The sequence below is a fragment of the Methylomonas fluvii genome, assembly GCF_014850975.1.
Taxonomy (GTDB): domain Bacteria; phylum Pseudomonadota; class Gammaproteobacteria; order Methylococcales; family Methylomonadaceae; genus Methylomonas; species Methylomonas fluvii.
Map to the genome: position 1 here is coordinate 1,760,448 of NZ_JACXST010000001.1, position 24,699 is coordinate 1,785,146.

At 51.8% G+C, this 24,699-nt stretch carries 23 protein-coding genes and 2 pseudogenes; 6 read left to right on the forward strand and 19 right to left on the reverse strand.

Going from position 1 to position 24,699, the window contains the following annotated elements; translation table 11 throughout:
* Positions 1-17: 17 nt before the first annotated feature.
* The 12 genes from EBB_RS08390 to EBB_RS08440 form a co-directional block, all read right to left on the reverse strand.
* The gene (locus EBB_RS08390; RefSeq protein WP_192393287.1) at positions 18-1,076 is read right to left on the reverse strand and encodes a FecR family protein; all 1,059 of its coding nucleotides are present in this window, start codon (positions 1,074-1,076) and stop codon (positions 18-20) included.
* A gap of 48 nt (positions 1,077-1,124) precedes the next feature.
* A complete protein-coding gene (locus tag EBB_RS08395; RefSeq protein WP_192393288.1) occupies positions 1,125-1,646 on the reverse strand; it encodes an RNA polymerase sigma factor in 522 nt (173 codons plus the stop codon).
* Between the two features lie 610 nt (positions 1,647-2,256).
* Complete coding sequence (locus EBB_RS08400; protein ID WP_192393289.1) at positions 2,257-2,589, reverse strand: RNA polymerase sigma factor; 333 nt, start codon at positions 2,587-2,589, stop codon at positions 2,257-2,259.
* A 308-nt stretch (positions 2,590-2,897) separates the two neighbouring features.
* Positions 2,898-4,055 carry a PepSY-associated TM helix domain-containing protein gene (locus tag EBB_RS08405; protein ID WP_225587279.1) on the reverse strand — a complete coding sequence of 386 codons (1,158 nt, stop codon included), beginning with the start codon at positions 4,053-4,055 and terminating at the stop codon, positions 2,898-2,900.
* Between the two features lie 17 nt (positions 4,056-4,072).
* On the reverse strand, positions 4,073-4,990 hold the full coding sequence (locus EBB_RS25840) for a TonB-dependent siderophore receptor (RefSeq protein WP_229427547.1): 918 nt from the start codon (positions 4,988-4,990) through the stop codon (positions 4,073-4,075).
* Positions 4,991-5,001: 11 nt separating this feature from the next.
* Positions 5,002-6,486, reverse strand: a complete 1,485-nt coding sequence (locus EBB_RS25845; RefSeq protein ID WP_225587280.1) for a TonB-dependent siderophore receptor — start codon at positions 6,484-6,486, stop codon at positions 5,002-5,004.
* Positions 6,487-6,720: 234 nt separating this feature from the next.
* The gene (locus tag EBB_RS08415) at positions 6,721-7,701 is read right to left on the reverse strand and encodes a FecR family protein (protein ID WP_225587281.1); all 981 of its coding nucleotides are present in this window, start codon (positions 7,699-7,701) and stop codon (positions 6,721-6,723) included.
* Positions 7,702-7,797: 96 nt separating this feature from the next.
* Positions 7,798-8,322, reverse strand: coding sequence for an RNA polymerase sigma factor (locus tag EBB_RS08420; RefSeq protein WP_192393290.1), 525 nt, complete (start codon positions 8,320-8,322; stop codon positions 7,798-7,800).
* 696 nt (positions 8,323-9,018) lie between these two features.
* Positions 9,019-9,270 (reverse strand): hypothetical protein, encoded by a 252-nt coding sequence (locus EBB_RS08425; protein ID WP_192393291.1) that lies wholly within the window; start codon positions 9,268-9,270, stop codon positions 9,019-9,021.
* A 27-nt stretch (positions 9,271-9,297) separates the two neighbouring features.
* Positions 9,298-9,804 carry an RNA polymerase sigma factor gene (locus EBB_RS08430; RefSeq protein ID WP_192393292.1) on the reverse strand — a complete coding sequence of 169 codons (507 nt, stop codon included), beginning with the start codon at positions 9,802-9,804 and terminating at the stop codon, positions 9,298-9,300.
* Entirely contained in the window at positions 9,780-10,226 is a 447-nt protein-coding gene (locus EBB_RS08435; protein ID WP_192393293.1) for an RNA polymerase sigma factor, read from the reverse strand. The genes EBB_RS08430 and EBB_RS08435 overlap by 25 nt, the downstream gene beginning before the upstream one ends.
* Before the next feature lie 401 nt (positions 10,227-10,627).
* Complete coding sequence (locus EBB_RS08440) at positions 10,628-13,081, reverse strand: TonB-dependent siderophore receptor (RefSeq protein WP_192393294.1); 2,454 nt, start codon at positions 13,079-13,081, stop codon at positions 10,628-10,630.
* A gap of 416 nt (positions 13,082-13,497) precedes the next feature.
* Between EBB_RS08440 and EBB_RS08445 the strand changes: the two are divergent.
* Positions 13,498-13,758 (forward strand): annotated as a pseudogene (locus EBB_RS08445) (BrnT family toxin); the annotation flags it as partial.
* Complete coding sequence (locus EBB_RS08450) at positions 13,745-14,050, forward strand: BrnA antitoxin family protein (protein ID WP_192393295.1); 306 nt, start codon at positions 13,745-13,747, stop codon at positions 14,048-14,050. The pseudogene EBB_RS08445 and the gene EBB_RS08450, both read left to right, overlap by 14 nt.
* Before the next feature lie 45 nt (positions 14,051-14,095).
* On the opposite strand, the gene EBB_RS08455 is transcribed toward EBB_RS08450, so the two are convergent.
* Together EBB_RS08455 and EBB_RS08460 are read right to left on the reverse strand one after the other, a co-directional pair.
* Positions 14,096-15,052, reverse strand: a complete 957-nt coding sequence (locus EBB_RS08455) for a FecR domain-containing protein (RefSeq protein ID WP_225587282.1) — start codon at positions 15,050-15,052, stop codon at positions 14,096-14,098.
* Positions 15,053-15,067: 15 nt separating this feature from the next.
* Positions 15,068-15,577: a sigma-70 family RNA polymerase sigma factor gene (locus EBB_RS08460; RefSeq protein WP_192393297.1), complete on the reverse strand. Its 510-nt coding sequence runs from the start codon at positions 15,575-15,577 to the stop codon at positions 15,068-15,070.
* A 403-nt stretch (positions 15,578-15,980) separates the two neighbouring features.
* On the opposite strand from EBB_RS08460, the gene EBB_RS08465 reads away from it, so the two are divergent.
* Positions 15,981-17,273 (forward strand): MFS transporter, encoded by a 1,293-nt coding sequence (locus EBB_RS08465; protein WP_192393298.1) that lies wholly within the window; start codon positions 15,981-15,983, stop codon positions 17,271-17,273.
* Positions 17,274-17,429: 156 nt separating this feature from the next.
* Here the strand turns inward: EBB_RS08465 and EBB_RS08470 are convergent, their stop codons facing one another.
* The 4 genes and pseudogenes from EBB_RS08470 to EBB_RS08485 form a co-directional block, all read right to left on the reverse strand.
* Positions 17,430-17,639 (reverse strand): hypothetical protein, encoded by a 210-nt coding sequence (locus EBB_RS08470; protein ID WP_192393299.1) that lies wholly within the window; start codon positions 17,637-17,639, stop codon positions 17,430-17,432.
* A 28-nt stretch (positions 17,640-17,667) separates the two neighbouring features.
* On the reverse strand, positions 17,668-18,201 hold the full coding sequence (locus EBB_RS08475; protein WP_192393300.1) for a hypothetical protein: 534 nt from the start codon (positions 18,199-18,201) through the stop codon (positions 17,668-17,670).
* A 76-nt stretch (positions 18,202-18,277) separates the two neighbouring features.
* Positions 18,278-19,683, reverse strand: a pseudogene (gene nhaD, locus EBB_RS26660) (sodium:proton antiporter NhaD).
* A 163-nt stretch (positions 19,684-19,846) separates the two neighbouring features.
* Entirely contained in the window at positions 19,847-20,383 is a 537-nt protein-coding gene (locus EBB_RS08485) for a MarR family winged helix-turn-helix transcriptional regulator (protein ID WP_192393301.1), read from the reverse strand.
* Between the two features lie 586 nt (positions 20,384-20,969).
* Between EBB_RS08485 and EBB_RS08490 the strand changes: the two genes are divergently transcribed.
* Complete coding sequence (locus EBB_RS08490) at positions 20,970-21,200, forward strand: hypothetical protein (RefSeq protein WP_192393302.1); 231 nt, start codon at positions 20,970-20,972, stop codon at positions 21,198-21,200.
* Here EBB_RS08490 and EBB_RS08495 read toward each other — a convergent pair.
* Complete coding sequence (locus tag EBB_RS08495) at positions 21,188-21,358, reverse strand: hypothetical protein (RefSeq protein ID WP_192393303.1); 171 nt, start codon at positions 21,356-21,358, stop codon at positions 21,188-21,190. The two genes, EBB_RS08490 and EBB_RS08495, sit on opposite strands and share 13 nt — an antisense overlap.
* Positions 21,359-22,110: 752 nt before the next feature.
* On the opposite strand from EBB_RS08495, the gene clcA reads away from it, so the two are divergent.
* Positions 22,111-23,439, forward strand: coding sequence for a H(+)/Cl(-) exchange transporter ClcA (gene clcA / locus EBB_RS08500; RefSeq protein WP_192393304.1), 1,329 nt, complete (start codon positions 22,111-22,113; stop codon positions 23,437-23,439).
* Positions 23,436-24,665 carry a cation:proton antiporter gene (locus EBB_RS08505; RefSeq protein ID WP_229427550.1) on the forward strand — a complete coding sequence of 410 codons (1,230 nt, stop codon included), beginning with the start codon at positions 23,436-23,438 and terminating at the stop codon, positions 24,663-24,665. The genes clcA and EBB_RS08505 overlap by 4 nt, the downstream gene beginning before the upstream one ends.
* The last annotated feature ends 34 nt before the right edge of the window (positions 24,666-24,699 follow it).

A 24,699-nucleotide genomic window follows, 5' to 3' on the forward strand; every position in this document is an offset into this window, starting at 1 on the left:
GCTGGTTTGTATGCCTGTTAACCTTGGTTCGTCGAAATCATAATCTTGCCGTCTTGCAATTGCTGAGTTTTGATCGGTAATGCCGCTTGTAGGGTGTTGAGTATTTTGGGCAGGTTGTCGATTTCGAAGCTTGCCGATACCCGGATTTGTTTAATTGCTTCGCCGCTGTATTGGAAGCTTACTTTGTGATAACGCTGCACCTGGCTTAACACGGCTTCCAAAGGCGCCATCTCAAATACCAGCCGGCCACTTTGCCAGGCAATGACGTTGGCGGCATTGGTGGCAATCGGCGCATTGACTTGGCCTTGGTCGTTGTAGCTAATTTGCTGGCCTACTACCAATGTAGGGCTTTCGTCGTTACTCGGTGTGCTGTTCAGGTGCAGCCAAAATGCCGAACGGCTGATGACGTGATCCAGCCAGCGTGCTCCGGTTATTTTGCTGTCCGGAATGATCTGTACTTGCCCTTCGGCGACGGTGACTTGTGTTGTGTTGTTGGCCGAATAGACATTAAAGCGGGTGCCAATATCATGAATACGGCCATTGCCGGCTATCACATCGAAAGGCCGGTCTACTTCATGCGCCACAGCCACATAAACTTCGCCTTTTGCCAGACTAAGCACCCGGCGGTTGCCGGTCATTTTCACGGACAGTTGGGTATCGGTATTCAGGGTAATTTGCGAGCCGTCGACCAAATCAATCGACTTGCGTTCGCCGACTGCGGTGGCATAGCGATCCGTTAGCCGATATTCATTCAAACCAAAAGTCGTGGTCAGCACCAGCAAGCCCATCAACCCGGTGTCTTTAATTTTGCGGACAAGTTGTTTGCGTTGCATGCGCTTTGCCCGAATTTGCTGGGCCGCTTGCCGAGCCGGAAAGGAGGCGGGCTTTAGTTGATCCAACTGTTGCCAAAGCTTGAGCGCGCGCTCATATTCCAGGCGGTTGCTGTCATGTTGTGCCAGCCAATCCTGTAGCTGCTGTTCGGCAGCGGTTGTCCATTCGTCCGAATGTTGAGTAAATACCCAGAACCCTGCTTGTTCCTGCGGCGTACCGGTGAGTTTGTAAGATTTGGATTTCATCTGGCGCGGTTTGTTTGATCTTTACCTAATAAGACAGTTGAGCAGTGCTTATCTGGTCAGATTATCACCCAAAAAATCATTCCCTAGATGCTGAATAAGATGTTGCCAAGCTTTGAACACATAGCGTTGGGCCGATTTACCGGAAATGCCTAACGCTTCAGCAACTTCCGGGTAACTTAAGCCATCCAGTTTGCTCAAGATAAAAGCATGCTGCACGACTTCCGGTAGTTGAGTCAAAACGGCTAGAAAGCACTCAATTTGCTGTTGTGCAGCGATAGCAAATTCCAGAGCGGGTAATGGGCAAACCAGTTGCTCCAGTTCTATTGCTTCGTCTGGCGCGTAACGCGACCTGATCTGTTCGTGTTCGTGGGCGTTCTTGCTTAGATTGGCAGCGGTTTTGAATAAATAGGCGCGGTGGTTTTCGATAGCCGCCAGATTGGGATGTTGCATTAAGCGCAAAAAAGCTTCCTGGGTAATGTCTTCGGCGATATTGACATTGCTTTGGCGTTCAGCGAATGCCAGAAGCTCCTTTTTATGCCTGCGGAATAGTATGTCCAGTAAGTTATTCATGCGTTTTGATCGCGGCAGACTTAACGCAGTCAATCGGGCTATTTTTAGTAGAAAACCTTATCGGCCAGCAAAAAATATTCCATTAAACCGGTTTCGGGTTTGGTCTTAGTATGTGTCTTTCATGCAAGCCTAATTAAATCATGTGCTTGGGGTTTAGCTAAAACGCTAGTCAAGCCGATATTTGAACAATGCGGCCGGTGCTGGCAAGCAATGTTTTAACGAAAATCGTGGCATATGACTTATTTTCTTAGAAAAGTAAGTGAAAACTCTTAGACGCTAAGCATCAGGTTTAAAGCTTAAAGTACGTACACACAGTAATGTGCAGTGGCTTGGAGTCATCGATGACAGATCAATGACTAACGGCGGATCGGCAAAGGGTTTTTAGTCGGTGCTAAAGATCTCCCCGCAAGATCCTTTTTGCTTATTCCTAGCCTCTCTCGCGGCGTCAAAAAGCGTCTGGACTGGTCCGCGGCCAGCATTTTTCCGGTTCGGTACAATATGTGTTCGACCCGGCGTTCCGAGATCTGTAATTCGGCGGCAATGTGCTGATGGCGTTTGCCGTCTAGCCGACGCAAGCACAAAATTTACCGGCTAAGCATGGGCAAGCCGATCAGCCAGCTTTCGATCGTTCGTCATTGTTGTTCGCCTTGCACGAGCCGCTCCGGTAGCGGACAGGGACCTCATCCAACGGCCCGTCGGCCCGTGCTTGTTGCCAGGCTTGGCTGCGCAAATAATCCACGGCCAGATTGTCGGCCACCCGGTAAAAAAACGCCCGACAGTTAGCAATGGCATCTTGCCCCGGATAGTCGGCGATGTGCAGAAAGGTATCTTGTAGCAAGTCCGCCGCCGCTTCCCGGCAGTTGACCTGGCGCCACAGAAATTGTTGTAGCTCGGTTTGGTGGCGTAAGTAGGTGGCGGTTAAGGGCGGGTAATGGTTGTTCATCGTCTAGTATCAAAAAATTTGCCGCTTTTAAAACGGTGTCTCAGCATTTGCGGGCGCCGAACAAATCTATTCGGCTGGAGTCCATGTCATCAACCTACGGTCCTTTTTTGGGCATTTCCTGGCGCTTGCGATGAGCGTTGTGGACTCGGCGTTGGACGTAATTGGGATATTTATCGCGCGGTTGGCGGACGGGATATGCAATCCCGTTCTTTTCCTCTAGGGACATTAACGGCAAGTGTGAAACGTTCAGGTCGAGGTTGCCAACCCCGGCCTGCAAACTAAACAAAGACTATTGTTTGTACCTACACTTAACTTTCTTTAGTCTTTTGTTTCCACCGAATATAGCCGGTTACGTATAACAATAAGGGGGAAAAACCGGTTAGTAACACCATGACTTGACCAGGTAACCCAAACGCCTCGCCGGTATGTAGCGGATACAGCCATTCGACCAGCGCGTCACCCGACGAACTTGATACTCGATCACGCAACGCCAGCACCTCGCCGCTGTATTGATCGATCCAAATCCGCCGTTGCGATTGCAGCCGACTCGGTTCGCCGGGCGCCCGCTTTCCGACTTCGAAACTGCCAGTTGCATCGTTCGGAAAAACGATGTAACGAAACTCGCCATCTGGGCAATGCGCATCGACAATCTGTTCCAGCACCGACAAAGGGATGATCTTTTGCTTGTCGAGATTCGATGGCGGTCGGCTAGCATATTCGGGCCACGGTGAGGCAACCAGCGAGAACTGGCCGATCAAGCCTCGGCCATAACTGGGAAACTCCAGATAAATGCCGGTTGCAACGATCACCAGCAAGACGATGCTGCCGTAAACTCCACAGACTTTATGCCAGTCGTAAACCAAGCGCTCACGGCTGGCTTTAGGCTTGAAGGTCAATGCCGAGCGAAACTTGCCGGTTAGCGGCCACCAGACGATCAACCCCGCCAATACCGACAACAACATCACAATGCCGACCCAGCCAACCAGCGTCATGCCGTTTTCGCCGAAACCCAGCGAGTAATGCAGCCGCAATACGAAATCCAGCAGCGGATCGCGCCAAATCCTGTGAAAATCGATTAGCAGACGTTGGCCGGTAACTTGCGCGCGGTAGGGATCGATGAAGATTTGGTGGCGTTCTGGATAATCCCGGCCCGGCGAAGTTTGCTCAAACCACAACGCAAACGCCAAGCCATCATGCCGCGGATAATCCAGATTGATGGCTTTCGCACCGGTCGGCAGAGCTTTGATGCCTGCCGCGACGATGGCGTCCAGTGGCGCCCGGCCAGTGGATGCTTGCCGGCTAACGGCCCTGACATCCGCGTTCAGCCACTCGTCCAGCTCATGACCAAAAGCCAAAATACTGCCGGTCAAACCGATAATCACGAATATGGCCCCGGCAAACAAACCCAAGTAACGATGCAACAACAACCAGAATTTTCGACGGTGTTTTCTTTCCAAGAGCAACATAATACAAAACGCAGTAATCAATATTCGAGACGAATCGATCCCATAAAGCTTCTCGGTGCGCCGATTGCGATAAAGTTGCCGCTGTTAGTGCCCGCGTAATACCCTTTATCCAATAAGTTATCAGCATTGATTTGCGTGGTGAGTTTGGTTTTTCCAATCTTCATTTGATAGCTAGCTAGCAAACCCACTGTCATATATCCAGGCAATTGAAAAGAATTATCCGCATCGCCCTGACGCTGATCCACACCAGATACCCCGGCGCCAAACTTTAAACCCTGTAAAGAACCTGTTTGAAACTCGTAGGTATTCCATAGGCTACCGGAGTGTTCTGGGGCAAGAAACAACCGCTTTCCGGTATTAGCCAGGCCGCCGTTACTGTCATTGTCTTTGGTGATTTTTGCGAAAGGCGTGTAGGCATATGCAGCAATCATATTCCAGCCGGGCAATAATTCGCCGGATAACTCGAACTCGATGCCGCGACTTTCCGCTTCGCCGGCGGCACGTGGGAGAAATAGCGGCGCCTGGGTGCCGGCAACACGAATATTTTGTTTCGTTAGATCAAAGTAGGAAACTGTGCTGCTTAAACGCCCATCAAAAAATTCGGTTTTGACGCCCGCTTCCCACTGCTGAGCCGTTTGCGGTGGCAACCTTAATCCATCGGTTCTAAATAAGGTGCTGGAAGGCCCGAAGTTTTCAGTGTAACTTCCGTACACCGATAACCACTTCATTGGATGCCAGAGTAATCCACCCCTTGGACTCACATAATCTTCATCGGAAGTCACCTTGCCAAGTATATTATCCGATCCCTGAGCGCTGTCGTATCGAACTCCGGCCAATGCATGCAGATGGTAAGGCAATTCAATTTGATCTTGAATATATAAACCGTACCAGTCTTGGGTATAGCTGCCTTTAAATGAATTTGCGGAATCTAGCACCGGCACATTGGCTAAATATGACGGACTAAAATATTATAACTTGGTGCGGATTGGCAGCAGTTGCCAACAAATTTATCATCAATTATAAAATGATCAAACCCAAACAGAAGCTGATGGTGCACGCCAGCTGTATCAATTTTGCCGGACAAATTTAAGCTATTAAAATATCGACTGGAGTCATTTTCCGGCCCAAGATTCAAAAACCTGTCAACATCCCCGTTATTGCTGGCGGCACCAAAAAATAAAGACATGGTGCTGAAATCATAATTTTCATAGTTAAACCGATGGCTAACTTTCCAGTTATCATTAAACTCATGCGACCAATTAAATCCAACTAATACCCTGTCCCCTTTATTTTTACTCAGGAGCGGCTCGTGCAAAGCGGTATTAATTGGTACATTGGCTGGACGAGTACCAATGTTTGTAATTCCTGGATCATTGGTTTCGTCAAAGTGTTGGTATTCCAATTCAAACGTCGCTTGCGTGCGTTGACTGATATTCCATTTTAAGACCGGCGCAATGAACACGCGCTCATTGTCGACAAAATCACGGAACGATCCCGCGTTTTCGTACGACAGGTTCAACCGGTACAGCAAGGTATCGTCATTGGTTAGCGGCGCGGTGGCATCAATTGTGGTTCGGTAAAAGTCGTAAGAACCGAATTGCTGCTGCAGTGAATAGTATGGCGTTGCCAGCGGTTGCTTGGTGACCATATTAATGATTCCACCCGGTTCGGAACGGCCAAACAATATCGATCCCGGACCTTTCAGCACCTCTACTCGCTCAAGATTAGCCATCTCGCGCTTGGTTGTTCCCCCACCCAAAATGGTCGGCAACAACATGCCGTCTCGATAAGTAATATTGTTTTGAAATCCGCGAATAATGAATCCGTCGGTGGTCCCTTGATTTAACGAACTGGTATTAACACCGGCGACGTTGCGTACTGCTTGATCCAAACGCACGACTTGCTGGTCTTCTAGTACCTGTTTAGGCACCACTTGTACCGAAAACGGCGTCTCCATAATTGGCGTGTCGGTTTTGGTCGCGGTCGAGGCGTTCGGCAACCGGTAATCTGGGTTGTAGGGATCAGTGGGATCATAGACTGCTTTGCCGGTCACCGTGACGGCCGGCATTGTGGTTCTTGCATCGCTGCCCGAGTCGGCGGTTTTGATCGATACCGAACTCTCTCCGGTAAAGGTGTAGCTCAGGCCGCTGCCCGTCAGCAGTTTTTGTAGGGCTTCGCGCGAGCTGAAGCGGCCTTTGACTGCCGGAGCCGATTTGCCGGCCACCTGCTGTTCGGTAAAGAACACCGCGACACCGGCCTGGTCGGCCAATTTTTGCAGCGCGCTGTGCAAGGGTTGGGCGGGAATATCGAAAGCTTGCGGAGCGGATTCCGCGATGGCCTGGCTAGAACCGATTAGCAGGATGGTGGCAACGAGCGGAGCTGGTAGCGATGACTTCATGGTGGTTATCTCCCTGTGTTTTGAGTCGTTCAATAAATGAAACGAACAGCTCAAAAAAGGCCGCCAGCGGGGAGGTAAATTTTTTATTTTGGGTGAATGAATTCGCCCCCTACGCCATTGTTCCTGGTTGCCAGGAAATGCGGCGGAACGAAAGGATCCCCGCCCACCGGGGTAATCGACTCTACGCGAGCATGGAAACCAGAGAAGAGAAATTAGGGCGATCTCCCAAGATAGGGGCGAATTCATTCGCCCAGGCACCATGAGCTATCAGCGCTTGCCGAGCAGAATCCGACCATCGCCGGCCTGGCGTACCTGCAAATTCAGGCTACCGGCGATCGCCGCTAGATTGTCGTCCAGCCGCTCGGTGAAAAAGGTGCCGCTGACTTTACGTTCCGCCAGCGCCGGATCGGCCAAGCCGATGCTGACGCGGTGGTAGCGGCCGATTTCCGCCAATACCTCGTCGAGGCGGCGATTGTCGAATATCAGCTTGCCGCGCCGCCAGGCCGACAGCGTTTCGACGTCGGCGGCGGTTTCGACGAAGTTGCCGTTGCGGTCGTAGGCCACGGCTTGCGAGGCCGTCAAATCGCGGCTCTGCTTGGCCTCGACCCGGACGCTGCCCTCGTGCACTGCAACCACGACCTGATCGGCTTGGCGGTAGACTTCGAATTCGGTGCCGATGTCGACGCTGCGCCCGGCGCCGGCGGTAACCACGAAAGGTTGGTCGGGGTTATGCACCACGCTGAAATACACCTCGCCTTTCACCACATCCACATTACGTTGACTGCGGTTGACGCGCACCGCGACTTCGCTGTCGGTGTTCAATTCCAGTTGCGTGCCGTCGGCCAGATTGACCGTTTGCCGCGCGCCGGGCTCGGCGGAAAAATGCCGAGTGTAACCGTACCAACCAAACGGCGAGAAGGTCGCCAGCCCCACGCCGAGCAGAATCGTCGCCGCGGCCGCCAACCCGGCCTGCCGGGAAAACACAAACGATTTGGCCGGCCGGTATTGCAAGGCCGTCTTTCGGCCGGCACTATCGGCTTGCCCCACCCGTTCCAGCCATTGCATGCGCCGTTCGATTTGGGCGTAAGTCGCCTGGTGCGCCGGGCTTTGCTGCAACCAGGTTTGAAACGCCGCCCGCTCGGCGGCCGGACAATTTTCCGCGCTCAAGCGGATCAGCCATTCGACGGCTTGGTCCTGGATTGGGTCTTGGTCGGCTTCGGGGGTCATGGTTTGGCTAATTGAATTCAACGCGAGTCTGCTTACTCTGAAAGTCACTGTGATTCCGCACTTTCATGATCGTTACTATAACGAATCGGCGGCCCGCTGTCCGTCAGTGGCTGGTGGCTATTCATCGAAAGTGGAATGTTTCAACAAATGCCGTAGCGCGACGCCGACGTAACGCTCGGAGCTGCGGTCCGAAATGCCCAGGCGCTTGCCTATTTCCTTATGCGACAGGCCTTCGATGCGGTTCAGCATGAAGGCATGGCGCGGTAACTCCGGCAATTCGTTCAGCATGGTTCTTAATCTGTCCAGCTCCTGCTGCTGGCTGGCCTGGGCTTCCGGCGGCGGTTCCTTGCCGGGCATCTTGACCATCTCGGCTTCCACATCGGCGTCGGCGGAATAAACCTCAGGTTGATAGCGGGCTTCCAACATTTGCCGACGGTGATGGTCCACGGTGAGGTTGGTCGTGGTGCGGAATAGGAATGCGCGCGGGTTATCGATCGATGCCGGGTCGGGATGTTGCAACAAACGCATATAGGCTTCCTGCACCAAATCTTCCGCGGCACCGCCGGCGCGCTGAGCCGCGAAGTAAAGTAGTTCCTTGTTGTGGCGGCGGAATAATTTATCCAGTAATGGGTTGATGCTCATCGGATGGAAACGAAATGGCGGTTAGCGGGTGCGGCGTTAGCGCAACTCAAACACCAAGCAAGATTCACACCACAAGTAGAAAATTACAACAATAAGGCTTGACCGCCAAACATATCCGCTTATTTTTATTGAAAAATTCAGAGCAATAACCGCGCAAGCCGATTAACGGCGGAAAGTTTGGCCGACGATTGCGGCCGTAAAAAATAGGTGATATCGCACAGATCACGCATGCATTATGGGAATTGGCGGCAAACTCAGGATATGGTCAAAAATAACTTCCCGGAATTTGAATTGTTCAGAATGACACAAGTGTTACGCCACTCTTTGATAAAGACGACTGCATGGATGCAGAAGGTAGGGCAACGCATGGAGCAGTTGCCGAGGGGCTGGGGGAGATTTTTTTATAAATCCCCCTCGATCCCCCTTTTTAAAAGGGGGAAGTTATTTGTAACGGAATCCTAAGTTTGCCGACGGCCCGGCATTGATTTAGACGATTTTCTTGTCGGTCGCGGCCGTACCCCCGGCCAAAAACTTCGCATTTTCAAGAAAAACGAATAACGGTAACTCCCTACCAGGCAACGCGCCGTCGAGGCAGCTAGTGGCAGACGGCGGTTTACGCTCTAACGGCTTGACGCACGCCCTGTCCACCTGCTTGGGCTTTAGCTGCTCCTCCGATGCGACTTGACGGCGGGTTTTTCAATCGATGCGACATTTCAGCAGCAAAATGCGCTGCCGCAAAGGAAGTTGCGCCAGGCCCGATTGAAACAGGCTCCAGGCTTGCCGGCCGGCTGATACTGCATCCGGCCGCAGCCTAGGGCAGGCCCATTTCTCGTCGATCTCGTCGCCGTCCCATTGCCCGCGCCACGGTACGGGGGCGCTACGGCAAAACGCAAGCCATGCCAGTTTCTGGAGGGTCGTTTGTGGTGGGTTGCTTAACGGCAAATCCACCTAACAACTGATCCGTCTTACGGGTTATCAACCATCCCTCAATCCGGTTTCAACCAGCAGTTGTCCGGTCCGGCTTAGCAGGTATTCGACGTGGCGTTCAGTGACCCGCAACTCGGCGGCGATTTGCCGATGCGTCTTGCCGTCCAGACGATAGGGACACAGGGTCTGGCGATTGGCGGGCGGCAAGCCGCGAAGCCAGATTTCCACCGCTTGCCATTGCTGCCAGCCTTGCATGCAGCGTTCAGGTGGCGGACTTGGGCAGGGCCATTCGTCATCCAGCTCTCCGCCGTTCCGCGCTTGGCGGCGGGCTTGGCCGCGCAGGTAATCCAGCGCCAGATTGCCGGCCACCCGGTAAAGAAATGCCCGGCTGTTGGCGATTTGCCGTTGGGCCGAATAGTCGGCGATGTGTAGAAAAGTGTCGTGCAGCAAGTCATTGGCTGTATCGGCGCAATTCACGCGGCGCACCAGGAATTGCCGTAACTCGGTCTGATGGCGCAGAAAGGCGGCGGTTAATGGCGGATGGTTCGAGGCCATGGTCGAAAATCGATAGGGTTAGATGCAAGGGTATGCACCGCATACCACTCGATGGTTTCCGAAGAATCAAACGACAAATAAAGGTTCGCGGTGCTTACTCTACTTGGCTGCTTGCCTTGCACCAACCGCTCCGGCGGTGGACAGGGACATTGCCAGCCCTCGTCCAGCGGCCCGCCGTCCCATGCTTGTTGCCTGGCTTGGCTGCGCAAATAATCCAAGGCCAGATTACCGGCCACCCGGTATAAAAACGCCCGGCAATTGGCGATGGTATCTTGCTCCGGATAATCGGCGATGTGCAAAAAGGTATCTTGCAACAAGTCCGCTGCCGCTTCCCGGCAATCGACCTGGCGCCACAGAAATTGTTTTAGTTCGGTTTGGTGGCGTAAATACGCGGTAGTTAAGGGCGGGTAATGCTTGTTCATCGGCTTGTATCAAAAAATTTACCGCTTTTAAAACTGTGCCTCGGCACTTGCGGGCGCCGAACAAATCCATTCGGCTGGCGCGCAAGTTATCGGCAACGCAGCGATGATTTAAAAATAATCCCTTTTGGACGAACGTAGGCTGGGGTGAGGCACGAACCCCAACACGACAAGCGCCCAGCCACCATCCGACCGTGAAAGCGAGATATTCGGGTCAATGGTAGTCAGGGGCCAAACCGGTCAAAAATGTTGGGGTTTGTTATCTCAAGCCAACCTACGGTCCTTGGCTCGGGCAAAACGCCAAGCCAACCGAAGTTCCGGTGCATCGTTCGGGGTGGATTACCTAACGGCAACCACCTGACAATTCATCTGTTTTACGGGTTAATGAAATTATTTGAATATGCTCAATATTCAATCCGAACTGATCCCATAAATGTCCTGGGGGCCCCCATTTCGATACTGTTTCGACTAAACGCCGATGCGGGGTAATATTCTTTGCCCAACAAGTTGTTGACGTTTAATTGCGTGGTTAACTTGCTCGCTCCCACTTTCCAGGAATAACTGGTCAACAAATTAACGGTCGCGTAGCCGGGTAATACCACATCGTTATTAGTCGATTCAGTGCGTTGAGAGCTGCGTACTATCACCCCACCACCAAATTTCAATCCCTGCATGATGCCGGACTGCAACTCATAGGTGGTAAACAAGCTACCGCCGTGACGTGGAACGCCGGGAAACCGCTTGTCAACTTCGGTGGCTCTGCCGATTGTCGTGACAGCATCCGGCGTATAGGCATAGCTGCCTATCATATTCCAGCCCGGTAGAATTTCGCCTTTCAAATCCATCTCCAGACCCGTTACATTGGCTTCGCCGATTGCAGCAGAGAATCGAGTATCTCTTGGATCGGCTACTCTGGCATTTTGTTTGGTTAGATCGAACCAAGCCAAGGTAGCCAAAAACCGTTTGTCGAATAATTCCGTTTTTAAACCGAACTCCCACTGTTGCGCTGTTTCGGGGGCTAACAAAACACCGCCAAGTCCGGTGCCGTTAATACCTGTGAAATTCTCCGAGTAGCTGCCGTAAAGGCTGAGCTCGGGAATTGGTTGCCAAACCAGACCGCCGCGCGGTGTGACTTTATCTTGCTGTGGACTTACGTTTGGTGTCAAACTTCTGGAGTCTGTCCCAACTTGCTCAGAACTGTCATAGCGTAGCCCACCCATGAGGTGTAGATGATAGGGCAGCTTAATTTGGTCCTGCATGTACAAACCGAACCAATCTCTTTCGGTAGTGGTGGTGAAACTTGTTGATCCCGCTGCCAAGTTACTAACCCCTTCGCTCCCCAGATATATTGGATTGAAGATGTTGATTGGGGAAGAAAAAGGTGTAATTACACTTTTTGTTGATTGCCTGAAGTAGTCTCCGCCGAGCAACAAAGTATGTTGCAACCCCCATGTATCAAAATGTCCGGTCAAATTAACAGTATTGAAATAGGAGGCGTCATCTCCTGGATCAACTTTTGCTAGTTCAAAGGACCGATTCAACCTAACGTTGTCCGCATTCAAGCTCGGAAAACTCGCAACCTGATCTAAACCGTTATAAACCGCAGTAAAACGGTGACTCAATGTCCAGTTGTCATTGAAGGCATGCGACCAATTCATGTCGACCAATATGCGCTCGAACTCGCTTTGCGGGTCCGCTTCCCCAAAGAAGCGGCTACGTGGAACATCGGCCGGGCGGGAGCCAATCGCCGGTACGCCGCGATCGAATACCATATGCCCGTGGTCATATTCCAATTCGAAATTCATTCGAGTGCGCGGACTGATAATCCAACTCACGGTCGGTGCGATAAAAATGCGGTCGCTGCTAACCGTATCGCGAAACGAATTGGCGTCTTTGTATGCCAAATTGAAACGATACAGCAACGTTTTATCTTGTGTGATGGGGCCTGTGGCATCCAAAGTGGTTCGGTAGTAATCGTAAGAACCAAACTGTTGTTGCAGGGAATAATACGGCGCCGCCAGCGGCTTTTTGGTCACGTAATTGACGACACCACCCGGTGTGGCCTGGCCGTACAATAACGAAGCGGGGCCTTTCAGCACTTCAACTTGCTCGATATTGGCCAAATCCCGTCCGCCCCAGGCACTAGCAAGCGGAAACGCGCCACCGTCCCGATAGTCGCCGGTAGGAAACGGATCGAAGCCCCTTCGTTTAGTCCAGTCCAACCAATCGCCGGAATTCGCTGATCCTTGATAAATACCGCTGACGTAATTTAATGCCTCGCCCGGTCGAATAGCTTGCACATCTTCCATGACTTGCTTGGAGACTACCTGCACCGAAAACGGCGTTTCCATGATCGGCGTATCGGTCTTAGTGCCGGTGGTGGCATTGGGCAGGCTGTAATCTGGGTTATAAGGATCGGTCGAATCGTAAACCGCCTGCCCGATTACCGTCACCGCCGGCATTGCCGTCGTGCCGGATTGGGGTTGCGGCTGAGCAATTTTCAAGGTCACAGTCTTGTCGCTGGCAATAGTATGAGTGAGGCCGGAACCGGCGAGTAGTTTGCGAAAACCCTCTTCGACGCTGTACTCGCCCTCCAGTCCAACGCTGGTTTTGCCTTCGGTCAAGCTGGCTTCGGCGACGAACAACAAGCCGAACACGGTGGCAAACTGCCTTAAGGCCTGACTCAACGAGCCGCCCGCAATATGGTAACTGCGCTTAACGCTGGCATGGTCGTTACCGTTTTCCGCATGGACGGGAGCAGACACGGTGAGTGCGGAGGCCAGTAGAATGCCTAGCATGGCTAGGTGCAATCGCGAGGGGGCCAAGCCCGGATTGCTGGTGCGTAGCGTCGATGACATCGGTTTTATTTCCTTTAAAATTGTGTGTTGTCATTACCTATGTCAATCGAGACTGAAAAAGCGGAACCGGAGATTGAAAAATTTTTTGAATAATTTTTAAGGGGCTGTTTTGCTGGTAACAAAATGGTGTTTTTTATGGCCGGCGCAAAATAACATTTTGAGTATCAATCTAAAAAGAGCAGTTGGCGTGTGTTGTGGGCCGTTCGTGCCGAGCAATGTCGAAGCATGGACGGCTCAAAACACAGCTCACCCGCTGGGTGAATGAAAAATCCCGCTCGCCCTTCGACAAGCTCAGGACGAACGGGATTTTTCATGGCCAAACGACTTTTTTGAGGATCAAACATTGATGCGGTTGTGTACATACAAAAAAGTTATACCATGTTCATATGGAGCGATAGTTTGAGTGGGACGACAAGAAGGCGGCAATTAACTACCGCAAACACGGCATCCGGTTCGAGGACGCCGCGCGGGCCTTCGATGACCCGCTTGCCGTTTCAAAGCAAGACCATATCGAGAACGGTGAACAACGTTGGCAGACCATCGGTATGACGGGCGGTTGTCTGCTGCCATTAGTGGCGCACACAGTGCGCTTCGAAGATGAGGGCATTGAGATTGTACGCATCATCAGTGCCCGTCGCGTGGATCGCAAGGAGCGGAGGTGCTATGAGTGTGGTTAGATATAAACAGGGCGAGTTACCGCCGCTGACTGAAGAGCGTAAGGCGGAACTCAAGGCGTTGGCGGACAGGCCGGACAGTGAAATTGATTACAGCGACATTCCGCCGCTGGATGATTCTTTCTGGAAAAACGCTGTGCGCAATCCGTTCTACAGACCCACCAAGACGTCCACCACGGTACGCGTGGACGCGGACGTGCTGGCCTGGCTGAAGAGTCAGGGCAAGGGTTACCAGACTCGCATCAATGCGATTTTGCGCGAAGCGATGTTGCGTTCGCTGCATGACAAGCCATAAATCATCGCCAACTTGCATGGGCAGGATTTAGCGAAAGGCGCGCGCTCAGCGCGGCAAAACTTTTACCCAGTACGGCAGCGGATTGGAGAGTTTGACCGGCAAGTTGGTCGCCAGCGAGGCGAGGATTTTGTCGGTATCCTTGAGCGGGAAGGAGCCGATGATGCGCATGTCGGCAATTTCCGGCGAGCAGGTGACGTAGCCTTGCCGGTAACGATTCAGTTGTAGCAGAAACTCGCTGAGCGGGATGTCGTCGGCGACGATGACGCCTTGGGTCCAGGCGGGTTTGTCGAATTTGCTTGGCTGTATGGGTTCGATGCGATCAGCTGCAAACCGGGTATTTTGTCCGGCATGTAGCCGCTGTTTAGGGCTGTTAGGCTGGGCCGGCTGGATTTCCACGCTGTCGGCAAACACCGTGACCTCGCTGCGGTCGGTTTGTTGGCTGACGCTAAAACGGGTGCCCAGGGCCAGAACCCGGCCATCCTGGGTATCGACCACAAAGGGTCGCTGCCAACCCGCGTTATCCTTGGCGGTCTCGATATAAATTTCCCCGGACACCAGTTGCAAGCGCCGTAAATCAGCGCTGAATGCCACGTTCAAGGCGCTGCCGCTGTCCAGAACCACTGTCGAGCCGTCCGTCAAGGTGATTGTTTGGATTTGGCCTTGCGCGACATGGTAATCCGCCATCCAGGCTTGCCAATAGCCGGCACGTGAAAACTGCCAGCTCGCCAAGCCGACGCCACCGAGCAATATCAAATGTTTAATGGCGCGTCGGCGCTGTAAATCCGGCGCCGTCAACGCGGCTAACGCGGCCTTGGGCGGCAGCGACTTGAAGCGATCGATATGAAATTCCACTCTGGCCCAAGCGGCTTGATGGTCGGGGTGTGCGACTAACCAAGCTTGCCATTGCGCGGTTTCATTGGGTTGCACTTGTCCGGAGCGGAACAATGCAAACCACTCGGCCGCTTGGGCCAGGATGCGCGGGTCGATTTCCGAGTGGCGCATGTGCTGCATCGGCGTTTAATAGCCGGCGCTCAGGCACTGAAACATGGCTTGCGCCATGTATTTTCTGACCATGCGGTCACTGACGCCCAATTGCTGGCCGATTTCGGCATAGGTGAGGTCGTCGAGTTGCGCCAACAAAAAGGCCTTACGCACTTTTGCCGGTAGTTGATTGAGTAATTCGTCGATTTCCCGCAAGACTTCGAGCACGATGGCGCTATCCTCCGCCGAAATGACCTTCTCCTCGGGATAGGCCGCGAGTCGTGCCAAGTAAGCCTGTTCTATGCTGTTGCGCCGGCAGTGATTGATCAGCAGGCGTTTGGCGATGGTGGTCAGGTAGGCGCGGGGTTCATTCAGGTTTGGCGTTTTCTTAGCCGTGATGACGCGCAAAAACGTGTCTTGGGCGTGATCTTCTGCCTGTAGGCGGTCCTGCACCCGTTTTTCCAGCCATTGCAGCAGCCAAGGGTGGTGGTCCTGATACAGTCGGGTGAGGTCTTGTTGGCCGTCGTCAATACACTCTGTGCTCATCGATTTAGTTTTACATGCCCAGTTTACAAAAGGTCTTATGCTTTGCCGTTAATGCTTTTGGCCTAGCGGCCCTGCTTTTTTGCAAACTCAAAAGTAAGCAAGAACCGCTCCGAAGTCGTTGATTTAGGTGGTTTGTCTGTTTAGGGTTTTAAAAAACAAATCAAATCATCTTCTTACAGTTGCTCACGCTCAAACGAGTTGTCGAACCGGGGTATGCGTCGCTTCGAAACCGGAGGTTAAAATGCGTGATTTGGCATATTTTGTTTGGGGATGCGTGAAATCACCGAATTCCCGCAGGTCCCGCCGTTGTGGTATGGATCGGCCCTGTGACGCGGCATCGAAATGAGTGTGGTTAAGCAGGGGCGTAAGTTAAGATGGTCAAAAACTCATCGGCTTAAGTGATATGTCTGATTCTAATGACCCGCACTCTGAAACAAGGCGACTGTTCAATATTTTCAGTGGCTCGGTTGGCAACCTGGTGGAATATTTTGATTGGGCCATTTACGCCGCGTTTGCCTTGTACTTTGCCCCGGCTTTTTTCCCGGAAACCGATCAAACTGCCCAGTTGTTGAATAATGCGGCGATATTTGCGGTGGGTTTTATTTTCCGGCCTTTGGGTGGATGGTGGCTGGGTAGCTTGGCGGACCGCAAAGGTCGCAAAAGCGCTTTGCTGTTTTCGGTCAGCTTGATGTGTTTAGGGTCGTTAATCATCGCTTGCACACCGGGCTATGCGGTAATCGGTATGTGGGCGCCGGCCTTGCTATTGTTCGCTCGCATGCTGCAGGGGTTTAGTATCGGCGGGGAATACGGCAGCTCCGCCACTTATCTAAGTGAAATGGCCGCACCCGAGCGGCGCGGCTATTACTCCAGTTTTCAATACGTCACTATTGTCCTGGGGCAAATTTTGGCCCTGGGTTTATTGATGCTCTTGCAAAAATGCTTATTGAGCAGTGAGCAACTGCATGCTTGGGGCTGGCGCATCGGTTTTATCGTCGGCGGCTTGTTGGCGGTGGTGGCGATGTGCTTGCGCGGTAACATGGCCGAGACCACGGCTTTTGTCGAACAACATACTTATCCCACCCAACGCGCCCAACTGCGGGAATTGCTGAACTACCCCAAACCAGTCTTGACCGTAGTGGCATTGACCGCCGGCGGGACCTTGTCGTATTACACCTTTACCGTCTACATGCAAAAGTACTTGGTCAACACCACGGGCTTCAGCAAGGACGACGCCACGACGATCTGCACGCTGGCCTTGATCGTATTCATGTTGCTGCAGCCGCTGTTTGGCTTAATTTCCGACTACGTCGGTCGCCGCACGATGCTGATTGCCTTTGGCGGCGGCGCAACCCTGTTTACTGTGCCATTGCTTGATTTATTGGGCCACGCGCAAACGGTGGAATCGGCGTTGGGCTGGTATGTTTGTGCATTGTTGATTGTCTCGGGCTATTCGTCGGTTAATGCCATCGTCAAAGCCGAACTGTTTCCGGTGCATATTCGGGCTTTGGGGGTGGGTTTTCCCTATGCCTTGACCGTGGCGGTATTCGGCGGCACCGCCGAGTATCTGGCTCTGTGGCTGAAAAGCCTGGGTCACGCGGAATGGTTTGCTTATTACGTTAGTGCTTGTGCGGCCGTGTCGATGCTGGTGGCCTTTGCCATGAAAGAGCCGATGCGGGTGTCGCGCTTGGATTGCTGACTTATTGGGTCGTCCGATTGCTAAATAACATGCAGGGGCGATGAATCTGCATGTTTCGAAGCGGGCTTTTTAAAAATAGCGAGCCCTTAGATGGCGCAGGGGCTCGAGTATAACTGTTGGACTCCTGCCTTCGCGATCAAGAGCCGGGTGATTCGTTTAAAACCATTTCCTAACCCAAAAGCGTTGTCCCCAGTACAACAGCAAGGGAAAGATGCCCCACCATAGAAAGTGTTCAAGCGGCCCACCGGCTTCGCCGCCATACGGGACCACGAAGAATGGAATGGTGATAGCCCACAACAACGACACAGCATATTCAATGCGGTTTTTGGTGCTCAACGCGCTAAACCAAGCGCTTAGATTGTTCATGAGTTGCCCTTATTGTTTGCAAATACGCTCAAAGGTAATCCTCCTCATCTCTGAGCGATAAGCCTCTTAACAATGCGCCGACAATCACCACCACGGCAAGCGCGACGCACGCCCAAATAAACGGATCAACATAGCCAATAATGATGGTGCAGCCGATCAGGAAAAGTCCAAGCATGCTGAATTGCCAACCAATGTGGTAGCCATCCAGCATGGTGGACAATCCTAAAATCAATAAAATGACCAAGTCTGCGCTGAGGCCTTGCAGTTGCCCCGATTTATTTAGTAAAGCCGCTGCACCGACGGCAATAATCGTATGAAACCAATGCATGCCCTGGGCTTTGAGAATATCGCCAAAATCCAAGTCTTTACGCTTGGTTTGCAGCCAGGACACAAAAACCGATACCAAGCCAAACACGAATACCATCAACAGCCAGTAGCCGTAACCATCATCGGGTGAAAAATCAGTGATGAAAATTCCGCCAAGCGACAACAGGATGAGCACTACAAATACGCTGCCTTCGATTCCAAAGTGGCGTCTTTTCGGACTTCCATCGTCATACATTTGTTTGATTCCTAAGTGGGTTTAAGTCAATGGTTGTTTTAATGGGATGAGTGCGGAATCCTGAGTAGACAATCGCTTAAAAAAGCTCGGAATTTATCAAAAAGTGCGCGGCCACACTGCCTAAATACCCCAGGGCAATTACCGGCGTCCATTTTAGATGAGTCACGAAGGTGTAAATGCCCTTGGCTTGGCCCATCAGCGCCACGCCTGCTGCCGAGCCGACCGATAACAAACTACCGCCAACACCCGCCGTCAGCGTTACCAGCAGCCATTGGCCTTCCGACATCTCCGGGCGCATGGCCAAAATTGCAAACATCACCGGGATGTTGTCTATCAACGCCGAAATCAGGCCGACTAGCATATTCGCAGGGGTTGCGCCGAGTTCGCCATACAGAAACTCGGATAAATGGCGTAAATAGCCGAGAAAATTCATACCACCCACGCACAGCACCACGCCGTAGAAAAACAGCAAGGTATCCCATTCCATGCGCGCCAAATGATGAAAGACGTCGAAGCGCATACTATCCTCGCCGTCGGTAGCGGGGTTTTCCTCGCCGGACATCGGGTCAAGGCCCAGTTCCGGTTCGTCGCGGTGAGTAATATGCAGAAAATAGCCGAACAATTGCAGATAGGTCAGGCCGGCCATCATGCCCACCGCTGCCGGCATATGCAGGCTATTCTGAAAGCCGACTGCCGTGAGAACGGTGAGCAGAAACAACACCACTATACGCTTGGCGCCGCGACGCGTGACAACCTGGGCATGAAGGGGGCCGGCTGGGTTTTCGGAATGGCAAAGTGCATGATGGCAGCGGGAATCAAGAAGTTAAGCACCGAAGGCACAAACAACTTGAAGAACGCCCAGAAATCGATGATGCCTTTTTGCCAGACCATCAAAGTGGTGATGTCGCCGAACGGGCAAAACGCACCGCCGGCATTGGCGGCTACCACCGTGTTGACGCAGGCAATGCCGACAAACTTGGGGTTGTCCTTGCCGACCGCCATGACGACCGCGCACATCAGCATCGCGGTCGTCATGTTGTTGGACACCGAGGAGATGAAAAACGCCAAGACTCCGGTCACCCAAAACAGTTGGCGATAACTCAAACCTTTGTTAACCAGCCAGGCCCGCAGGCTATCAAAAACCCGCCGCTCTTCCATGGCATTGATGTAAGCAATCGAGACGATCAGGAATAGTAACAATTCACCATAATCCAACACATCGTGGCGAATCGCCGTTTCCGCGGCCGACGACAAGCCTTGGTCTTTATAAACCAGGGCAATCGCCACCCAAATCAGAGCCGCAGCCAACATCATCGGTTTGGATTTACGTAATTCCAAGACTTCTTCCAGCACTACCAGCAGATAAGCGACCGCAAACAGGCCGACACATAGATAACCTACCCAATGTCCGCTCAAGTCCAGGGATTGAGATAAGTTCTCAGCCAGCACATTGGGCGACCCTAGCAATAGTCCGGCACCCATTAAACAACCGAGCAAAATCTTGTTTAATTCTTTCATACAGTCTTCTATTTCAGTTACGCAGTGATTGTCTTTTGAGCCACTGGTTATTCTCGGGTATCAATATTCCGTATTGATGTGACAAAAGCAAACCCTGTTGCTGTAGCAGCGGGATAGGTCTAAATGCTCATGCCTTCTTTCTAGGGGAAAGCGGTTTTTTTGGCAGCGCGTTAATCGGCAGCATCGCCGCCTCGTCATCCTTGATTTTCATCTCTTGGACAAGCACATCCAGATTCTTGGCAAGAGACTTGAGAACATTCTCCGGCAAGTCAAATAACGCGTGTTGCAGTATGCCCTGAGGCGGCGACGGTACTTGGTTTAGTAATTCAATACCATTCTGAGTCAAGGTCACCGTGACGACCCGCTGGTCCTCACTAACGCGTTCCCGCAGGATCAAGCCTTTCTTGGCGAGTTTATCGAGCATATTGCTGGCGGTGGAATGATGAATCGACATCGCTTTGGCCAACTCAGTGACTTTCAATCCAGGCGTTTTTGACAATTCCCAAAGTGCCCACAGTTGAGCGCTGGTGACACCGCAATGCGTTTCGACCCATTGGGAATGTTGTTGGACAGCCTTAAAAATCAGGCGAAATTGTTTCAAGACCTCATAAGGCCATTGTTTGGAGCCGTCGGTTTTTCGGGTTTGCAGTGCGGTTTTGTCCATTGCGTTACGATTTATGCTCGGCAAAATTGCCATTAAAAGACATTATTATCCACCAAAGCGTTAATGTGGTCAGGTTGATTCCAAAGGTTTGTACGCTGTTAGTGGTTACCGGCTAAAACACAATTCATGGAAAAACAAAGGGCCCTAAGTTTGTCTTTATATGTTTATACAAACATTGTTTGCATCAACCATTATGCGGTTATTATAATGCCCTCGGCAAGTCTAAGAGCCGATCAACCGTTGTGAAAAGGCTTGATGTGGTTTCAAAAATTTAACCTGAGTTGATCTGTGTCACTTAGCTTGCCAACTAACTTTTTGAGTTGACGCGAAACAGAAAGACAAATTCTGTTTCGCACTTGCTCAAGTCCCTATGGTTTCCGTAGCAATACTTACAAAGCAGCATAGAATCCGAAACTAGAATGTTTTCAAAAAATCACATGAGACGGCTTATCTACTGGGTTTGCCTTGCCTTCCTATTGTCGCTGGCATCCTGTTGCGGTCAACACGATGCAGTCCCTATCGATCAATCTTCATCGACGACAGCGTAGCCATTTTCAAACGAGCCAAACTTACCGGAGGTCTGCGCGTGGGACAGGTGATCGCCATGTACGAAAGCCAACGCCAAGTGGTGGCTAGCATTGAATTCGTGCTGACCCTGATGTTACTGGACATCGACGGCGCACGCGATTTGCGCCGGAACTGGTACGTGATACAGGAGATGGGGGCGCTAATGCGGAAGCTGGATACGCCGCAAAACGATGGTATGAGCCGTAGAGAGCTGATAGCCAAGTGGATTCGTTTTGTTCACAAGCAGTAGTTCGAATAAATGGCACGGACATTAGAAATTCCTCCGGACATGATCGACTTCGTCAAACAAGGCAAGCCGGTCTCATGCTCGGAATAGTCAGCGGCAGCTATTTCGTTGCTGCCGATATTATGCGGTGTCGCATATTTGCCGATTTCGCATTGGCTCATACCTTGACCTCCGAGGGCGACGTCTGCAATGGACAGCTTCAAATCAATCCGATTTTTCTCGACCGACGACACCGAATATCGCGATTACTCAGCTAATCCGAACATCACCAAACCCTTGGTGTTTTTATGAGCTACATGCTTTATGTTGATGTGCTATTTCTTGTCAGTTTGCTATGTATCTTCGGCTGCGAACAGCACAATCCGGAGCCTGTAGCTCAATCTAGTCAATCAAAACGCCTTGCTGACAGTAACAAGCAAACGCACGTACATTGCCCTAAGTCGCATCCCTATACAATAAGCTCCGATAATTCAACCCGAAGTATCCGCGGACATGATTTTGAAACGGACCCGCATAGATTGTCTTGCTCAGACATTTATTATCGCAATCAGGGGCGAGTGGCTCGACACCCTAATACTCTAAAATAGGCGACAAAATATCCTCTTGCGATGTTGTTCTGTCCCCTGGTAACACCATTCACAATAAGCTCTAGAAGACGATAGTCTCCGCAATACAAATAATTAGGATAGGTGATGTTTTGCGGCAATATGTTCATACAAACATTGTTTGCTTCAACATTGACTCATCACTAAAATGCTAACGGCCTGATCGATTTCTGCCGCTCCTCAATGCATTTAAAAAGACCAGGATTATCTAAAACCCGAGCCGCAACCTAATTCACGGCCATTGGGATTACTTACTGTGTCGTGAGCCCGATAAACGTAAATTCCCCCACCTGAACCGGAGAAGGTTGTTGAAATGTGACTTATCAGAACACCAACCGGCGTCAGCGGCGGAGCTTAACCGGCAGCGGAACCGTTTGATACCCCAAGCAATCGTGCTCGGCTTACTGACCGGCGGAACTTCGGTAGTATTTCATTTTGCGATGAATAGCGCCGAAGCATGTCGACATAAATTTTTAGCCTTTTCCCATCAGAACAGCCACCTTGGCATGTGCATGGTTCTGGGGTTAGCGCTAGTCACCGTGAGTATCTCTGCCGGATTGGTCAGGCAATTTGCACCCGAGTCAAGCGGCAGTGGCATTCCCCATATTAAGGGGGTATTGATTGGGCACCGGCACTTCCGTTGGGTACGGGTGCTGCTTACCAAGTTCTTCAGTATGGTCATTGGCAGCGTTGGCGGCCTGGTGGTTGGCCGGGCCGGTCCCTGTGTGCACATGGGCAGTTCTATAGGGCAAGGGTTAGCCGATATTTGGCCTAAAAATGATAAGCGGTATCATACGATTTTGATCGCTGCTGGCGGTGGTGCCGGCCTCACGGCGGCATTCAATGCCCCGCTTTCCGGCTTGACCTTTGTACTTGAAGAACTTGAAAGGCGCTGCTCGTCGCTCGAATTCATTACCGCAGCCATTGCCTGCCTGACCGCCGATATGGTTTGCCGCGTAGCGCTTGGGCAACAATCTGTCTTCCATTTCGCCCATGTCGCTGCTGCGCCGCTTAGTCAGCTCATTGCATTCGTACCTTTGGGCTTGTTGTCAGCCCTGTTGGGTGGCTTGTTTACCCGTACTTTATTGTGGGGACAGCGCTTGATCACCCTGGGACCTTGGTCAAGATCGATCTGGTGGCTAATTTTGGCAGGCGGGTTGACTGCCACAGCTTGGTATGCACCTCAGTTATTGGGCGGTGGGCATGATTTCGTGAATGATATTCTCGTCGGTCAAGAACTCACATTACAGACCATCGGACTATTCTTTATCAGCCGATTCGTGTTGACTATTGGCAGTTCCTGCTCAGGCGCGGCCGGGGGAATTTTTATGCCGATCCTGGTGCTGGGTGCACTATTGGGGTGGGGTGTCGGTGTGTCCACCCAACTGGCTTTCCCCGGGTTAAATGTAGACCCCAGATTATTTGCCGTAGTCGGTATGGCGGCGTATTTTAGTGGCGTGGTGCAAGCGCCCTTGACCGGCATTGTGTTAATCATCGAGATGACCGGTGATTACGCGTTGATTTTGCCGCTATTCACCGCCTGTTTTACGGCATTGCTAATCGCGAATTGGTTGGGGTGTCCTCCCGTTTATGAAGCATTGTTGGAAAACGATTTGCGAAAAGAACGGATTCAGTGAATGGTTCATTGAAAACGCTTGATACTCCCCACATTGCCAACCCACACCATCAGGAGACAGTTATGGAATCTTACCGAATAGCGCTATTTGTCATTGCATTGGTAGCGGCTTGCGCTCCCTTGCTCGCCAGATTACCCACTCGCCTGCGTATGCCGGTGGTGGTCGTTGAAATGCTTTTGGGAATGCTGATTGGCCCGCATATTTTCAATTGGGTATCCCCCGATGGTTTAGTAGGCATGTTAGGCGAGCTAGGCCTGACGTTTTTGCTGTTCATGGTGGGCATGGAAATTAATCTCGGCGAAATTCACGGCAAACCCTTAGCGCTGGCCATTGGTGGCTGGTTTCTGTCGTTTACGGTAGCCATGGTGTGCATGTTTTTTGTTCATGCCATCGGCCTGATTCAGGCTCCACCCTTATTGGCTGCTATCGCCTTGTCGACCACTGCGCTGGGAATATTGGCGCCAATCCTGCGCGACGAGGGCATTTTGAATTCGGACTTTGGCAAGCTGCTTCTCTCGGCCGCGGCGATGGGAGAATTCGGCCCGCTCATGGTTGTCTCCTTACTGATCATCCCGACCCATAGTACCTTTTTGCATACTGTGTTCATCGTGGCCTTCGTGGGGATTACCTTTGTAATTGCGGATACGGCTATCAACGCGCGATCCTCCGCGTTAATCAATCTTCTGGCTCAAACCATGCAAAGCAGTGGCCAATTGCCGGTGAGAATCTGCATTGCGCTCCAAGCTTTATTAGTGGTTTTGGCCGGCGAGTTTGGTTTGAATGTGGTGATCGGAGCCTTCGCGGCCGGCATGGTGGTAAGCCTTGCCAGCCAAGGCGACCATGGCGTGATTCTGCGTCAGAAATTGGATGCCATCGGTTATGGTTTCTTAATTCCCATCTTTTTCATCGTTTCCGGGATGAAATTTGACGTGAGTGCGCTTTGGGCGAATCCGTTGGTTCCCGTTCAGATTATCTGCCTACTCGGACTACTGATTCTGATTCGCGGCGCACCGGTGCTACTTTACAACAAAGTGCTTTCACGATCAGACAGACTACCTTTTGCCCTTTATTCCGCCACCGGCCTGCCCATGATTGTCGTCATCACTGAAATGGGGGTCTCGTCCGGCCTGATGTCTCCGGATCGGGCCGCCGTTCTAGTTAGTGCCGCCATGATTTCCGTTTTGCTGTTTCCTCTCCTTGCCGAAAGAATCAGAGTGCATTCGTAAGGTTATATGCAGACACCATCGATAACCTGAACCG

Excerpts from the sequence above, each read along its gene's own strand:
- EBB_RS08430 (WP_192393292.1), bottom strand. The coding sequence starts at position 9,804 with ATGGCCTCGAACCATCCGCCATTAACCGCCGCCTTTCTGCGCCATCAG.
- EBB_RS08470 (WP_192393299.1), bottom strand. The coding sequence starts at position 17,639 with ATGAACAATCTAAGCGCTTGGTTTAGCGCGTTGAGCACCAAAAACCGC.
- EBB_RS08475 (WP_192393300.1), bottom strand. The coding sequence starts at position 18,201 with ATGTATGACGATGGAAGTCCGAAAAGACGCCACTTTGGAATCGAAGGC.
- EBB_RS08455 (WP_225587282.1), bottom strand. The coding sequence starts at position 15,052 with ATGCGCCACTCGGAAATCGACCCGCGCATCCTGGCCCAAGCGGCCGAG.
- EBB_RS08420 (WP_192393290.1), bottom strand. The coding sequence starts at position 8,322 with ATGAGCATCAACCCATTACTGGATAAATTATTCCGCCGCCACAACAAG.
- EBB_RS08495 (WP_192393303.1), bottom strand. The coding sequence starts at position 21,358 with ATGAGCCAATGCGAAATCGGCAAATATGCGACACCGCATAATATCGGC.
- EBB_RS08405 (WP_225587279.1), bottom strand. The coding sequence starts at position 4,055 with ATGTTGCTCTTGGAAAGAAAACACCGTCGAAAATTCTGGTTGTTGTTG.
- EBB_RS08440 (WP_192393294.1), bottom strand. The coding sequence starts at position 13,081 with ATGTCATCGACGCTACGCACCAGCAATCCGGGCTTGGCCCCCTCGCGA.
- EBB_RS08485 (WP_192393301.1), bottom strand. The coding sequence starts at position 20,383 with ATGGACAAAACCGCACTGCAAACCCGAAAAACCGACGGCTCCAAACAA.
- EBB_RS08395 (WP_192393288.1), bottom strand. The coding sequence starts at position 1,646 with ATGAATAACTTACTGGACATACTATTCCGCAGGCATAAAAAGGAGCTT.
- EBB_RS08400 (WP_192393289.1), bottom strand. The coding sequence starts at position 2,589 with ATGAACAACCATTACCCGCCCTTAACCGCCACCTACTTACGCCACCAA.
- EBB_RS08435 (WP_192393293.1), bottom strand. The coding sequence starts at position 10,226 with ATGAACAAGCATTACCCGCCCTTAACTACCGCGTATTTACGCCACCAA.
- EBB_RS08450 (WP_192393295.1), top strand. The coding sequence starts at position 13,745 with ATGAGTGTGGTTAGATATAAACAGGGCGAGTTACCGCCGCTGACTGAA.
- EBB_RS08465 (WP_192393298.1), top strand. The coding sequence starts at position 15,981 with ATGTCTGATTCTAATGACCCGCACTCTGAAACAAGGCGACTGTTCAAT.
- EBB_RS08460 (WP_192393297.1), bottom strand. The coding sequence starts at position 15,577 with ATGAGCACAGAGTGTATTGACGACGGCCAACAAGACCTCACCCGACTG.
- EBB_RS08390 (WP_192393287.1), bottom strand. The coding sequence starts at position 1,076 with ATGAAATCCAAATCTTACAAACTCACCGGTACGCCGCAGGAACAAGCA.